We start from the raw sequence: 12178 nt of genomic DNA, 5'->3' as shown, positions 1-12178 counted from the left end.
CCCCGGGAGAGAGGCAGAATCGGTAGCTGTGATTCCTGTCGCCCTTTCCCCGGGCCATCCCCTGACCGACGGCCGCACGGACCGTTCCCCGCTCGTGCAGGCCCTGCGCGCGGGCACGACCGGAAAGCGCCCAGAAATCACACCCGTGTGGTTCATGCGCCAGGCGGGCCGCTCGCTGCCGGAGTACCGCGCCGCGCGCGAGGGCGTGAGCATGCTCGACTCGTGCCTGCGCCCCGACCTCGCGTCCGAGATCACGCTCCAGCCGGTGCGCCGGCACCGCGTGGACGCGGGCATCTTCTTCTCGGACATCGTGGTCCCGCTGCGGCTCGCAGGCGTCGAGGTGGAGATCGCGCCGGGCGTCGGCCCCGTCATGGGCCAGGCGTACCGCACGCCCGACGACGTCGCCCGGCTCGTGGAGAGCGAGCTCACCGAGGACGCGCTCGCCCCGATCCGCGAGGCCGTCGCGCTGACCGTCGACGCGCTGGGCACGACGCCCCTCATCGGGTTCGCCGGGGCGCCGTTCACCCTCGCTGCCTACCTCGTGGAGGGTCGGCCGTCGCGCGACCACCTCGCGGCGCGCGCCCTGCTGCGCGGCGACCCGGAGACGTGGCAGCGCCTCGTCGACTGGGCGGCCGACCTCACCGGCACGTTCCTGCGGACGCAGGTCGAGGCGGGCGCGAGCGCGGCGCAGCTCTTCGACTCGTGGGCCGGCTCGCTCTCGCTCGCGGACTACGCGGCCGGCGCCGCCCCGGCGAGCACGCGCGCGCTCACCCACGTCGCGGACCTCGGCGTGCCCGTCGTCCACTTCGGCACGGGCACGGGGCACCTGCTCCCCGCCATGCGCGACGCCGTCACCGCGGCCGGGGTGCAGGACGTCGCCGTGGGCGTCGACTACCGCACGCCGCTCGACGACGCCGCCCGGCTCCTCGCCGAGGGCCACGCCCCCGTGCCGGTGCAGGGCAACATCGACCCCGCGTTGCTCGCCGCGCCGTGGGACGTGCTCGAGGCGCACGTCCGGGACGTCGTGCGCCGCGGACGCACGGCCCCGGGGCACGTGGTCAACCTCGGCCACGGCGTCCCGCCGGACACCGACCCCGACGTGCTGACGCGCGTCGTCGCGCTCGTCCACGCGCTCGCGGACGACGCTCCCGACGCCGCCACCGAGGAGGCGACCCGACGGTGAGCACCGAGCCGACGACGCCCCGTCCGCCCGCACCCCCCGCACCGGAGGGAGTCGAGACCGCGGACGCGGTCGTCGTCGGCGCGGGCGTCGCCGGGCTCACCGCCGCGCGGACCCTGCGCGCGCAGGGGCTGCGCGTCGTCGTGCTGGACGCCGCCGAGGTGCCCGGCGGGCCGGTCCGCGGCGGGGAGCTGCCCGGCCTCGACGGCGTGCGCGTCGACCTCGGGGCCGAGTCGTTCGCGGCCCGCGGTACGGCCGTCGGCGACCTCGTGCACGAGCTGGGGCTGGACGTCGTCGAGCCGTCGGGCGCGGGCGCGTGGGGCTACGCCGCCGGGCACGCCTACCCCCTGCCGCGCGCGGGCGTCCTCGGCATCCCCGCGGACCCGTGGTCGCGCGACGTGCGCCGCGCCGTCGGCCTCGGCGGGTCGCTGCGCGCGAGCCTCGACCGGGTGCTGCCCCGCAGGTTCACCGACCTGCGGACGCTCGAGACGTTCACGCGGTCCCGCATGGGGGCGCGCGTGACCGAGCGGCTCGTCGCGCCGGTCGCCTCCGGCGTGCACTCCGCCCCGCTCGACCGGCTGGACGTCGCGGCGGTCGCGCCCGGGCTGCGCGAGGCGTTCGAGCGCGAGGGGTCGCTCGCGCGCGCCGTCGCGTCGATGCGCGCCCTCGCCCCCGCCGGGTCGGCCGTGCGCGGCATCGACGGCGGGATGCACCGGCTCGTCGAGGGGCTCGTCGCGGGGACCGACGTCCGGCTGCGCCACGAGGTCACGGGGATCTCGCGCACCGCGGCCCCGGACGGCGGCCCCGGAACCTGGCTCGTGCGCGCCGAGACCCCGAGCGGTCCGGTCGACCTCGCCGCGCCGCGCCTCGTCGTGACGACCCCGGCGCTCGTCGACGCGCTCGGCCCGCTCGTCGGGACGGCGGCCGACCTCCTGCCGGACCCGGAGCCCGGCGCGGACGTGCGGCTCGTGACGCTCCTGCTGCGCGCGCCCGAGCTCGACGACGCCCCGCGCGGGACCGGCCTGCTCGTCGCCCCGCCGCACCGCGACGCCGGGCGCGCGGCGCCGCCGTCGGACGTCGAGGCCAAGGCGCTCACGCACTCGACCGCCAAGTGGCCCTGGCTGCGCGACCGCGTCCGCGCCGCCGCCGGGCCGGGGCACCACGTGGTGCGCCTGAGCTACGGGCGCATCGGCGCGACGACGGAGCCGGACCTCGACCGCGTCGTCGTGGACGCGTCGCGCCTCTTCGGCGTCGACCTGCACGGGCGCGTCCTCGGCCACGTCGTCACGCGGTGGAACGGCGCGCTGCCCCCGCCCACGCCCGCGTTCCGGCGCGAGGTCGCGGCGTTCGTCGCGCGCGTGGACGCCGTGCCCGGGCTGGCCGTGACCGGCGGCTGGATCGCCGGGACGGGGCTCGCGTCGATCGTCGGCCACGCACAGGAATGTGCCCGCAGCCTCGCGGCCGCGGGGTGAGGGAATCCTCACCGGATTGCGCGCCGGAATAGTCCCGAGAATTCCCCGCGAAATGACCTGACACATTGTCCGCAACTTCCTGACCGGGCGTCAGGACCACGTCACTCCCCGCATCATTCCCGCGCTGTGACGTGCACATTTTCGTGGAATGCCGAAGTGGGGAGAGACTGGTTCCGTGAGTCCTGCAGGTACGACGCCCCTCCGCGTGGGCACGCGCGGCAGCGCCCTCGCGACGACCCAGACCGGCCACGTCGCCCGCCGCCTCGAAGAGCTGACCGGCCGCGACGTCGAGATCGTGCGCATCCGCACCGACGGTGACGTGCTCACCGGATCGCTCGCCCAGATGGGCGGGACGGGCGTCTTCGTGACCGCGCTCCGCGAGGCGCTGCTCGACGGCCGGTGCGACGTCGCGGTGCACTCCCTCAAGGACCTCCCGACCGAGCCCGCACCGGGGCTCACCGTCGTCACGCCCGAGCGCGAGAACCCGCGCGACGTCCTGTGCGCGCGCGACGGCCTGACCATCACGACGCTCCGGCGCGGCGCCCGCGTCGGCACCGGGTCGCCGCGGCGCGCCGCGCAGCTCCGGTCCGTCCGGCCCGACCTCGACGTCGTCGACATCCGCGGCAACGTCGACACGCGCCTCGCCCGGGCGCTCGGCGAGGAGGCCGACCTCGACGCCGTCGTGCTCGCGTACGCGGGGCTCGCCCGCCTCGGCCGGCTCGAGGCCGTGTCCGAGGTGATCGACACCGCGATCATGGCGCCCGCCGCCGGGCAGGGCGCGCTCGCCGTCGAGGTGCGCACGTCGTCGCTCGACGACCCGGTCCTCGCCCGCGCCCTGCACGACCTCGACCACGAGCCCACGCGCCTCGCCGTGCTCGCCGAGCGCGCGCTCCTCGGCCGGCTCGAGGCCGGGTGCGCAGCCCCCGTCGGCGCGCACGCCGTCGTGGAGGACGGCGACGTGGCGCTGACGGCCGTCGTCGCGCGGGTCGACGGCGCCGAGCAGCTCACGCACTCCGCGCGCGCCGCGCTCCCCCCGAGCACCGGGTCGCTCGCGGCCGCCGCGACCGCCCGGGACGACGTCGCGCGCGGGCTGGGTGCCCGCGTCGCCGACGCGCTCCTCGCCGACGGCGCCGCGCGCCTCGCGCCGCTGCGCGAGACCGGGGCGGGCACCCCTGTCCTCGACGCCCCGGCCGCGGAGGCGCCGGCGACCGACCGCGCCGTGGAGGCTGCCCGCGAGCAGCTCCGCGACGGCGGCTACCGCGGCGCGGCGGAATGAGCCCCGGACCGCTGCGGGACCCGTCGCGGGGACCCGCGCCCGTGGTGCCCCCGCTCCCGGCGCGCGGCACGGCGGACGCGGTGGACCCTGGGGACTCGGTGGACGCTGGGAACCCCGTGGACGCTGGGGATCCCGTGGACGACCTGGACGCAGCCCGCCGGGCCGACGCGCTCGCCGGTCGGACCGTCCTGGTCCCGCGCGCGCCCGAGCGCGCCGCGGGCCTCGCGGCGACGCTCCGCGACGCGGGCGCCCACGTCCTCGTCAGCCCGGCGATCGAGCGCGCGCCCGTCGAGGACACGGCGCCCGTCGACGGCGCCCTCGCCCGCCTGGTCCACGGCGACTTCGCGTGGGTCGTCGTGACGAGCGTCAACGCGATCGACGAGCTCGTCGCGAGCGCCGCCCGCCAGGGCGTCGACCTCGGCGACGCCGGGCGCCGGGCCCGCTGGGCCGCCGTCGGGCCCGCGACGCGCCGCGCCCTGGAGGCGGTCGGCGTCACCGTCGAGCTCGAGCCCGACGAGAATTCCGCCCGCGGCCTCGTCGCCGCGTTCGCGACCCTCCCCCCGTCGGACCACGGCTCTACCTCGGCGGACCAGGGCTCTACCTCGCGAGGTAGAGGTGTGGTCCTGCTGCCGCAGGGGGACCTCGCCGCGCCGACGATGCACGACGGCCTGCACGACCTCGGGTACGTCCCGCACGTCGTCACCGTCTACCGCACCGTCACGCACACGCTCGCGCCGGACGTCGTCGCGGCGTGGCGGGCGGGCGCGGTGGACGCCGTCGTGCTCACCTCGGGGAGCGTCGCGCGCGAGGTCGCGCGGCAGCTCGGCCCGCGCGACGACGTCGTGGGCGTCGCGATCGGCGACCCGACCGCCCGGGCCGCGCGCGACGTCGGGCTGCGGCTCGACGCCGTCGCGGAGCGCCCGACCGACGCCGCGCTGGCCGCCGCGCTCGTCGGCGCGCTCGCCGCCACCGGTCCCTCCACTCGCACGACCGCCGAGCCCGACGACCCGGCCGCTCCCCCGGCGGCCAGCACGACCGGCGTCGACCCGACCACCGAAGGAGACCCCTCGTGACCCACCAGCTCCCCGTCGGGCACCACCGGCCGCGCCGTCTGCGCACGAGCCCGCGCGTGCGGCGGCTCGTCCGCGAGACGCGCGTGCACGCGTCCGACCTCGTGCTCCCCCTGTTCGTCAAGGAGGGCCTCGACGCGCCGCGCCCCATCTCGTCGATGCCAGGCGTCGTGCAGCACACCGAGGCGACGCTCGCGGACGCCGTGCGCGACGCCGCGCGCGCCGGGGTCGGCGGCGTCATGCTCTTCGGCATCCCGGCCGAGCGCGACGCGACCGGCACCCAGGCGGACGCCGAGGACGGGATCCTGCAGCGCGGCATCCGGATCGCGGTCGAGGCGGCGCGCGAGCACGCAGGCGGCGGGCCGGTCGTCATGGCGGACACGTGCCTCGACGAGTTCACCGACCACGGGCACTGCGGCGTGCTGGCCGAGGGCCGGGACGGGGGCGTCGTCGTCGACAACGACGCGACGCTCGACCGCTACGCCTCGATGGCCGTCGCGCAGGCGCGCGCGGGCGCGGACGTCGTCGCGCCGTCGGGCATGATGGACGGCCAGGTGGCCGTGATCCGCGAGGCGCTCGACGCCGCCGGGTTCGACGACGTGGGCATCCTCGCGTACTCCGCGAAGTACGCGAGCGCGTTCTACGGGCCGTTCCGGGAGGCCGTGGACTCGGCGCTCCAGGGCGACCGCCGCACCTACCAGATGGACGCGGGCAACGCCCGGGAGGGCCTGCGCGAGGCCGACCTCGACCTCGCCGAGGGCGCGGACATGGTCATGGTGAAGCCCGCCGGGTCGTACCTCGACGTGCTCGCGGCGGTCGCGGAGATGTCGGCGGTGCCCGTCGCGGCGTACCAGGTGTCGGGCGAGTACGCGATGATCGAGGCGGCCGCGGCGAACGGCTGGATCGACCGGCGCGCCGCCGTCACGGAGTCGGTGCTCGGCATCAAGCGCGCCGGCGCGGACGTGATCCTCACCTACTGGGCGACGGAGCTCGCGGGCTGGCTGGACGAGAACGACGGAAGGACGCGGGCATGACGGACACGGGCGGTTTCGGGACGGCGGAGGCCGTGCAGGCGCAGGACGCGGCGCTGTTCGGCGCGCCGGGCGCGGGCGGGGCGGACAACCACGCCGCGTTCGTGCGCGCGCAGGGCGTGCTCCCGGGCGGCGTCAGCTCGCCCGTGCGGGCCTACGGGTCCGTGGGCGGCGACCCGCGGTTCCTCGCCTCGGCGCGCGGCCCGTACGTGACCGACGTCGCGGGCCGCGAGTACGTCGACCTCGTGTGCTCGTGGGGCCCGGCCCTGCTCGGGCACGCGCACCCCGACGTCGTCGCCGCGGTCCAGGAGGCGGCGGCCCGCGGGCTGTCGTTCGGCGCGCCGACGCTCGGCGAGGTCGAGCTCGGGGAGGAGATCCGCCGTCGGGTGCCCGCCGCGGAGCGCGTGCGCCTCGTGTCCACGGGCACGGAGGCCACGATGACCGCGATCCGCCTCGCGCGCGGCGTGACCGGGCGCGACGTCGTCGTGAAGTTCGCCGGCTGCTACCACGGGCACGTGGACGCGCTGCTCGCCGAGGCGGGGTCCGGCGTCGCGACGCTCGCCCTGCCCGGCTCGGCCGGGGTCACCGAGGCGACGGCGGCCGAGACGCTCGTGCTCCCGTACAACGACCTCGCGGCCGTCGAGGCGGCGTTCGCGGAGCGCGGATCCGAGATCGCGGCCGTCATCACCGAGGCGTCGCCCGCGAACATGGGCGTCGTCCCGCCCGCGGAGGGCTTCAACGAGGGCCTGCGCCGCATCACGGCGGCGCACGGCGCGCTGCTGATCCTCGACGAGGTGCTCACGGGCTTCCGCGTCGGGCCGAGCGGCTGGTGGGGCCTCGAGAACGCGGTGCTGCGCGGCCAGGGCGCGGACGGCTACACGCCCGACCTGTTCACCTTCGGCAAGGTCGTGGGCGGCGGGATGCCCGTCGCCGCGGTCGGCGGACCGGCGAGCGTCATGGACCAGCTCGCACCGCTCGGCCCCGTCTACCAGGCGGGCACGCTCTCGGGGAACCCCGTCGCGGTCGCGGCGGGCCTCGCGACGCTGCGGCTCGCCGACGAGACGGTGTACGCACGCGTGGACGAGGTCGCGGGCGTGCTGTCGGCGGCGGTGAGCTCCGCGCTCGACGCCGCGGGCGTGCCGCACCGCGTGCAGCGCGCGGGCTCCCTGTTCTCCGTGATGTTCGGCGAGCTCGCCGCGACCGCAGGGGTTCGCGACTACGCGCAGGCCCAGGCGCAGGAGTCGTTCCGGTACCGCGCGTTCTTCCACGCGATGCTCGACGCCGGGGTCAGCCTGCCGCCGTCGGTGTTCGAGGCGTGGTTCGTCTCGGCCGCCCACGACGACACCGCCGTCGCCCGCATCCTCGACGCGTTCCCCGCCGCCGCCCGCGCGGCCGCCGAGGCCCGTCCCGCCTGACGCGTCCGGCCGGAGCGTCCCACCCGCCGAGCACGGGGTTGCTGTCGTCTGGCGCTCAGAACGACAGCAACCCCGTGGTCGGCGGGGCGGTGGCGACGTCTGAGACCGCCTGTCGCCGCGTCAGAGGCGGGGATCGGCGCGACGCACCGCGTCGACGCGCGACGTCGTGTCGATCCACCACCCCAGCCGCGGCTCGACGAGCTCCGCGAGCGAGATGATCCCCTGGTACTCGCGAGGGATGTCCAGGCCAAGCAGCGGCTCGTGGTGCGCGATCCGGTTGCGCAGGTCGCTCACGGCCGTGAGCTGCGCGTGGAGCGCGGTCCGCTGCGCCGTGGGAAATGCTCTCTTCAGCGCGGGCTGCCACAGCGTGCGGTTGTAGTTGTCGGCGAACGGGTACGGCCAGAAGCCGAACGTGGTCTCCGCGATGACGTGACCGTGCGTGGGCACCCTGCCGTTCCGGGACGCGAACTCCCGCGCCCTGGCGATCCTCGCCCTCGTCCCCCCGTTGAGCGGCACGGTGGGCGGTGAGTCGAGCCAGTCCACCCCGGCTCCCGCACGCTGCGTCAGCGCGTCGTCGATCCGGTTGCGGACCGCGACCTCCAGGTAGTGGATCGCCTCGAACAGCGCCATCGAGATGTCCAGATTCCACCTGTACAGGTCGACCGCGGCCGGCACGTCGCCCCCGGACGCCTGCTCGTACGTGGACATCCGTGGTCGTGACAGCAGCCCGACCATCGTGCGTTGGACGGGCGGTTACATCGACATCCGTGGGCCCCCTGTAGGGCGACGTACGTGCGAGTCGCTAGACTGTAGCCAACAGAGAGCCCCGGGAATCATGGCGACTCACTTCGGTGAGAGACCCCCCGGGGCCTTGTTGTCTCCCGGCACGGACAGTCGCTCGCGATACGGCCCTCCACCCCGCCTCCGCAGGACGAGAGCCTCTGCGATCGCGCCTGATCCGGTCGACGCGAGCGCGTCAGCAGGCCTGCCGACGGCGAGCCACCCGGCGCGCTCGCCCGCGGGGAGCCGCCCGATCGCGACGACCGGCGCAGCGGTCGTGAGACACGCGGTCGCTCTTGCCGCCACGATGCCCGCTCGACCGGAGCGCGCCGGTCTCGTCGCGAGCCGGTCGGGTCAGTACGTGCCGGGTGCGGCCGCGCGTCCGGCCTGTCGGCCGAGCGAGCGGATCTGGACGCCGAACGCGATGAGCATGACGCCCCAGACGATCGCGAAGAGCGCGAGCAGCCACACGATCGACACCAGGCCGGCGTTGACGTTGAACAGCACGAGCAGACCGAAGACGATGCCGAGCAGGCCGGCGACGACGCCCCAGCCCCACCCGCTCCCGGGCACCTTGCGCAGGTCGAGGCTCGCGACCGTCTGGAACAGGCCGTAGACCACGGCCCAGAACCCGACGATCCAGGTGAGAACGATCGCGGTCTTGCCCGGCCAGACGAGCAGCACGACGCCGACCGCGAGGCTCAGGACGCCCATCGTCACGAGCAGCGCGGTGCCGCTGCCCGTGCCGCGGCGCCGGATGCCCTCGACGATCTCGACGATGCCGTCGACGACGGCGAAGATGCCGATCACCCAGATGACGACGGCCGCCGTCTTGTCCGGCCACGCGAGCGCGATGATGCCGAAGAGGATGGCGAGCACGCCGCGGATCACCGGCCAGTACCAGACCTGCTTCGCGGTGCGCGAGAAGGCGGTGAGGATCGGGTCCTGGATCGTCATGGTCACTCCCCTGCCGAGGTGACGGGCCGGCTCCCGACGGCCTGGGCCCGGGCGCCTCCCGCTTCGCCTCCATGGAACACCCGGCGGTGCCGCGTGTCGCGGCGAACCGCGCGTCTCGCCCGTACGGGGTGACCCGGGCAGCGGGCCGGGTCGCGTCGCTCAGGCGCGCGCGGGGTGCGGCGCGAGGGCGGGCGAGGGCGCGCGGCGTCGTCGGCCTCGCCAGACGACGAGCGCCGCGAGCGCGAGCACGCCGGCGAACGCGAGGACGGGCCCGGCGAAGAACGGCCCGATCCGCTTCTCGGCGACCACGGCGTACGTCGGGGTGAAGGCGACGTCCGCGGCGGCGGGGGCGAAGGAGAAGTCGGAGACGATCTGCGTCGCCGGCTCGGTGAACACCTGCTCGTGGGCCGTGACGAAGCCGCCGCCGGCGAGCAGCGCGGCGAGCTCCTGCGAGGCGACGTCCGCCGGGTCCAGGCGCCCGGCGAAGCGCACGGTCGGCTCCTGCGCCTCGGCGGTCGGGTCGACGCGGTCGACGCGGTGGTCGGCCAGGACGTACGTGCGCGTGCTCTGGGGGTCCTCCGCGACGGCCGACATGCGCATCGGGTAGACGAGCGAGCCGCTCGGGAACGTGACCCGGAGCGGCTGGAGCGTGCCGTCGAACGCGGCGGCCTCCTCGGGCGCGAGCCGGGCCGCGACGAACGACCAGCCCTCGCCGACGTAGGGGGCGAGGGCCGTCCGGATCGTCTCGGGGAGCTGGAACCCGCGCTCGGTGAGCCAGGCGTCGAGCGCCCCCGTGTCGGTCGCGCCGAGCGTCGTGACGTCGAGCGGCCCGAGGCGGACCTCGTCGAGCACCGTGACGCCCGCGCCCGCCACGGCGTCCGCGCCGCTCCCGAAGCCGAGCTCGGGCCACCACCGGGTGTCGGAGACGACGGCGCGCGGCCGGGTGAGCTCGTCGAGCTCGCGGAACACCTGCGGGTCGGCGAGCGCGACCTCGGCGGGTGCGGGCGTGGGCAGCAGCAGGCCGACCTCGGGCGCGTTCGACAGCGTGGAGAGCTCGACGAGCATCGTCTCGGTGGTCCCGTCCCACTGGAGGACCGCGGTCTCGTGGGAGACCGCCGTGTCGTACGCGGGTCCGTCGACGAGGCCGCCGCACGCGCACGCGCCCGCGGGCGGCGCCGCGACGACGCCCGTCCCCGCGAGCGCGACCGACACCACCGCCACGCGCAGCGCGCGTCGTGCTCCGGCTCCCCTGCCCATGCTTGGGAGGGTAGGTGCGTGCCCGGGGCACCGCGCGGCGGGCGCCGAATCGTGATGCCGTCGTGACGGCGTCGTGACCGGCCGTCAGCCGACGGCGGCGCTCACCCCGAGGTGCACGACGACGCCCAGCACCAGGGCCCAGGCCGCGACGGCCACGACGCCCCACGTGAAGACACGGGCGCGCGGGGCCCCGAACCCGACCATCGCCGCGGCGGTGACGTGGCTCGGCAGGAGCAGCGGCCCGAGGAGGCTGACGCCGGGCACGCCGTAGCGGTCGAACACCTGCCGCATCCGCTGGCGCTTGGGCGTGGTCTCGACGGTCCGTCCGCGCGTGATCCCGGTGCGCGCGGCGCCGATGACCCAGACGACCAGGGCGAGCGCGATCGCGTTGCCGATGATGGCGACCGGGATGGCGACGAACGGGTTGACGCCCGCCACGACCCCGAGGACCGCCGCGCCCTCGGCCTCGACGTAGGGGATCGCGCCGGCGAGCAGGACCCCGACCCAGCGCAGGAAGGGCGGCAGGCCCTGCGTGAGGTCCTGGAGCCCGGTGACGATGTCGGTCATGGTGCGCCTCTCGTTGGTGGTGCCTCCAGCCTCGCGGCGGCACGGCGCCTGCGGCAGTGCGGCCCGTCACCGGACGGGGTGGAGTCCTCACCCGACGGGCATGACACGTGTCATGCGCTCGGAGCGGATCGTCGAACCTCCCGACGGATACCTCACGGGGGTATGATGGGGCGTACCCTGACGGGGTATCACCGCCGCACCACCCGCGCGGCGGGCGCGCTACCGCGTCCTGGACGAGGAGGAGAGCATGACCGACACGACCGAGGCGACGGCCGTCGAGCAGGAGCAGGCGGTCCACACCGGTCCGCACGGCTACGCGTCCGACAAGGAGGCGTACCTCAAGCGCATGCGCCGCATCGAGGGCCAGGTGCGCGGCATCGCTCGCATGATCGACGAGGACGTCTACTGCATCGACATCCTCACGCAGGTCTCCGCCGTCACCAAGGCGCTCCAGGCCGTGAGCATCGGCCTCGTCGAGGACCACCTGGGCCACTGCGTCGTGGACGCGGCCCGCCAGTCCGAGGCGGAGGGCGCGGCCAAGGTCAAGGAGGCCGCCGACGCCATCGCCCGCCTCGTCCGCAGCTGACCACCCCACCACCCGAGGAGCACCATGAGCACCGTCACGACCCTGGGCGTCACCGGCATGACCTGCGGCAACTGCGTTGCCCACGTCACGAAGGACCTCGAGGCCGTCGCCGGCGTCGAGAACGTGAGCGTCGAGCTCCGCGTCGGCAGCACGTCCGAGGTCACGGTCTTCTCCGACGACCCGCTCGACGAGGCCGCGCTGCGCGAGGCCGTCGACGAGGCCGGGTACGAGGTCGCGTCGGTCGAGGTCCAGCAGGACGCGCTCGCCGCCCAGTACGCCGAGCAGGCGGCCGACAAGCAGGAGGCGCACGACTGTGCGTGCGGCTGCGGCACCGAGCCTGCCGCCGACGCCGCCCCCGCGACGAAGACGTACGACCTCCAGGTCCCGCCCCGCGCCTGACCGTCCCCGGTCCGCACCTCCCCGGTGCCCGACGGCGGGACGCGCCTCGACCGCACGAGGCCGCGACCGCCGTCGGGCACCCCGGGTCCCGGTCGCCACCGCGACCCCGACCCCCGCGCGCACCGGCAGCGCCGCGCACGCCGCGACGGCCAGCACGCCGGACGACCGCGGCGACCTCGCCCCGCACC

Annotated in this window: 12 protein-coding genes; 8 read left to right on the top strand and 4 right to left on the bottom strand. The window is 76.0% G+C overall.

Translation table 11 applies throughout. The features are described 5' to 3' along the window. Window positions 1–154 precede the first annotated feature (154 nt). The 6 genes from hemE (at window position 155) to hemL (ending at window position 7444) form a co-directional block, all read left to right on the top strand. Complete coding sequence (hemE, locus tag ACI769_RS04245; RefSeq protein ID WP_369824960.1) at window positions 155–1183, top strand: uroporphyrinogen decarboxylase; 1029 nt, start codon at window positions 155–157, stop codon at window positions 1181–1183. Beyond that, window positions 1180–2652: an NAD(P)/FAD-dependent oxidoreductase gene (locus ACI769_RS04240; protein ID WP_085386773.1), complete on the top strand. Its 1473-nt coding sequence runs from the start codon at window positions 1180–1182 to the stop codon at window positions 2650–2652. The genes hemE and ACI769_RS04240 overlap by 4 nt, the downstream gene beginning before the upstream one ends. Window positions 2653–2800: 148 nt before the next feature. After that, a complete protein-coding gene (gene hemC, locus ACI769_RS04235) occupies window positions 2801–3928 on the top strand; it encodes a hydroxymethylbilane synthase (RefSeq protein ID WP_085386774.1) in 1128 nt (375 codons plus the stop codon). A gap of 134 nt (window positions 3929–4062) precedes the next feature. Further along, window positions 4063–5001 (top strand): uroporphyrinogen-III synthase, encoded by a 939-nt coding sequence (locus ACI769_RS04230; RefSeq protein ID WP_409141225.1) that lies wholly within the window; start codon window positions 4063–4065, stop codon window positions 4999–5001. Beyond that, window positions 4998–6032, top strand: a complete 1035-nt coding sequence (gene hemB, locus ACI769_RS04225; protein WP_409141224.1) for a porphobilinogen synthase — start codon at window positions 4998–5000, stop codon at window positions 6030–6032. Before ACI769_RS04230 ends, hemB begins: the two co-directional genes overlap by 4 nt. Further along, window positions 6029–7444, top strand: a complete 1416-nt coding sequence (hemL, locus tag ACI769_RS04220; RefSeq protein ID WP_081600255.1) for a glutamate-1-semialdehyde 2,1-aminomutase — start codon at window positions 6029–6031, stop codon at window positions 7442–7444. Before hemB ends, hemL begins: the two co-directional genes overlap by 4 nt. A gap of 120 nt (window positions 7445–7564) precedes the next feature. Here hemL and ACI769_RS04215 read toward each other — a convergent pair whose 3' ends face one another. The 4 genes from ACI769_RS04215 to ACI769_RS04200 all read right to left on the bottom strand — a co-directional run bounded on the left by ACI769_RS04215 (window position 7565) and on the right by ACI769_RS04200 (window position 11005). Next, window positions 7565–8152 (bottom strand): hypothetical protein, encoded by a 588-nt coding sequence (locus ACI769_RS04215; RefSeq protein ID WP_409141223.1) that lies wholly within the window; start codon window positions 8150–8152, stop codon window positions 7565–7567. A 426-nt stretch (window positions 8153–8578) separates the two neighbouring features. Continuing rightward, the gene (locus ACI769_RS04210; RefSeq protein ID WP_085386778.1) at window positions 8579–9181 is read right to left on the bottom strand and encodes an HdeD family acid-resistance protein; all 603 of its coding nucleotides are present in this window, start codon (window positions 9179–9181) and stop codon (window positions 8579–8581) included. 159 nt (window positions 9182–9340) lie between these two features. After that, the gene (locus ACI769_RS04205) at window positions 9341–10438 is read right to left on the bottom strand and encodes a DUF2330 domain-containing protein (RefSeq protein ID WP_409141222.1); all 1098 of its coding nucleotides are present in this window, start codon (window positions 10436–10438) and stop codon (window positions 9341–9343) included. Window positions 10439–10522: 84 nt separating this feature from the next. After that, window positions 10523–11005, bottom strand: a complete 483-nt coding sequence (locus ACI769_RS04200; RefSeq protein ID WP_409141221.1) for a hypothetical protein — start codon at window positions 11003–11005, stop codon at window positions 10523–10525. A gap of 247 nt (window positions 11006–11252) precedes the next feature. Here ACI769_RS04200 and ACI769_RS04195 point away from each other — a divergent pair, with 247 nt between their 5' ends. Both ACI769_RS04195 and ACI769_RS04190 read left to right on the top strand, forming a co-directional pair. After that, window positions 11253–11591 (top strand): metal-sensitive transcriptional regulator, encoded by a 339-nt coding sequence (locus ACI769_RS04195; RefSeq protein ID WP_021483344.1) that lies wholly within the window; start codon window positions 11253–11255, stop codon window positions 11589–11591. 24 nt (window positions 11592–11615) lie between these two features. Further along, window positions 11616–11990, top strand: coding sequence for a heavy-metal-associated domain-containing protein (locus tag ACI769_RS04190; protein ID WP_021483343.1), 375 nt, complete (start codon window positions 11616–11618; stop codon window positions 11988–11990). Window positions 11991–12178 lie beyond the last annotated feature (188 nt).

The organism is Cellulosimicrobium sp. RS (assembly GCF_046159675.1).
Taxonomy (GTDB): Bacteria; Actinomycetota; Actinomycetes; order Actinomycetales; family Cellulomonadaceae; genus Cellulosimicrobium; species Cellulosimicrobium funkei.
Note: the sequence above shows the minus strand (reverse complement) of the source record. Positions and strands in the feature narration are given on the sequence as shown.

What these genes read in the sequence shown, in the direction of transcription:
- hemE (WP_369824960.1), top strand. Translation starts at nt 155, where the DNA reads ATGCGCCAGGCGGGCCGCTCGCTGCCGGAGTACCGCGCCGCGCGCGAG.
- hemC (WP_085386774.1), top strand. Translation starts at nt 2,801, where the DNA reads ATGCCGAAGTGGGGAGAGACTGGTTCCGTGAGTCCTGCAGGTACGACG.
- hemL (WP_081600255.1), top strand. Translation starts at nt 6,029, where the DNA reads ATGACGGACACGGGCGGTTTCGGGACGGCGGAGGCCGTGCAGGCGCAG.
- ACI769_RS04215 (WP_409141223.1), bottom strand. Translation starts at nt 8,152, where the DNA reads ATGTCCACGTACGAGCAGGCGTCCGGGGGCGACGTGCCGGCCGCGGTC.
- ACI769_RS04210 (WP_085386778.1), bottom strand. Translation starts at nt 9,181, where the DNA reads ATGACGATCCAGGACCCGATCCTCACCGCCTTCTCGCGCACCGCGAAG.
- ACI769_RS04205 (WP_409141222.1), bottom strand. Translation starts at nt 10,438, where the DNA reads ATGGGCAGGGGAGCCGGAGCACGACGCGCGCTGCGCGTGGCGGTGGTG.
- ACI769_RS04200 (WP_409141221.1), bottom strand. Translation starts at nt 11,005, where the DNA reads ATGACCGACATCGTCACCGGGCTCCAGGACCTCACGCAGGGCCTGCCG.
- ACI769_RS04195 (WP_021483344.1), top strand. Translation starts at nt 11,253, where the DNA reads ATGACCGACACGACCGAGGCGACGGCCGTCGAGCAGGAGCAGGCGGTC.
- ACI769_RS04190 (WP_021483343.1), top strand. Translation starts at nt 11,616, where the DNA reads ATGAGCACCGTCACGACCCTGGGCGTCACCGGCATGACCTGCGGCAAC.